Source organism: Mycobacterium sp. E2327 (genome assembly GCF_001672675.1).
Classification (GTDB): Bacteria; Actinomycetota; Actinomycetes; order Mycobacteriales; family Mycobacteriaceae; genus Mycobacterium.
Genome location: NZ_LZKE01000026.1, coordinates 1 through 1,078 on the forward strand (window position 1 = coordinate 1; position 1,078 = coordinate 1,078).

The 1,078-nt window shown below is 71.5% G+C and carries 1 protein-coding gene; it reads right to left on the minus strand.

The window, feature by feature from the left end; all coding sequences use genetic code 11:
- The coding region (locus A5712_RS31195; protein ID WP_197519284.1) for a serine/threonine-protein kinase at nt 1-1,078 on the minus strand (1,078 nt) is incomplete at both ends.

Genomic DNA, 1,078 nt, shown 5'->3' on the forward strand with positions numbered 1-1,078 from the left:
TGGTGTTCGGGTCTTTGTTATGCCACCAGGTGCCGGGCGAGGCCTTGTCGCCCGGGCACTTGACGATCGTGTCGGTTCCGGTGAATTCGGTGAACGCGCCCTGCACCGTTTGCAGGTCCCCGAACAGCGCATAGGACGAGATCGTGGGGCCGTTGGGGTCGGTGTTCGGCCCGCACGAGACGGACACGATCGCACCCGCCATCGGTTGGGGGTCCGGCGTGCACGTGCCGGGTGGGTAGCCGGCGGGCAGCAGGCCCAGCAGCTTGCTCGCGGCGACGGACGGCGCGGTGGACGTCGGCGCCGGGGTGGTGCGGGTGGTCGTCCTCTTGGTCGTCGTGGTTGCGGTCGTGGTGGTGGTGGCCGCGTTGGGGGGCTCGTTGTCGTCGTGCCCGACGGCCAGCGAGATGCCGATCGCCGCGGCCACCAGGACGACGACGGCGGCGGCCGCGCCGGCGACGATGGCCCACGGGTTGCGTTTGCGCGGCGGCGCCGGCGGCTGCCCGTAGCCGTACGGTGGTGGGCCGGCGAACTGCTGCGGCGGACCGGTCCACTGGGGTTGGTGCGCCGCACGATTGGGCGCCGGCGGGGCCGCGCGGGGGATGGGTCCGCTGTTGGGGGCTGGGTTCCGGGCCTGTGGTGGCTGCGGGGCCCCGGGCCGAACGGCCCCTTGGGCGGCTGCATTCAGTCCCGGCAGCGTGGACTCCTCGCCGTGGCGCAGGATGTCGACCGCCTGGGTCTGGTCGGGGTTGGTGAGCGCGTCGTGCGCGGCGCGGGCCAGGTCGCCGGCGCTGGCGTAGCGATCTTCGGGCTTCTTGGCCATCCCGCGCGCGATCACCCCGTCGAAGGCCCGTGGGATGCCCGAACGCTTGGCGCTGGGCTGGGGGATGGGCTGCAGCATGTGGGCGTTGACCAAGACCCCGGCGCTGTCGGATTGGTAGGGCGGCGACCCGGTCAGGCATTCGAACAACACACACGCCAACGAGTAGATGTCGGCGCGGTAGGTGACCTCGTCGTTCGAAAACCGTTCCGGCGCCATGTATTTCCAGGTGCCCACGGCGGTGCCGAGCTGGGTCAGCTT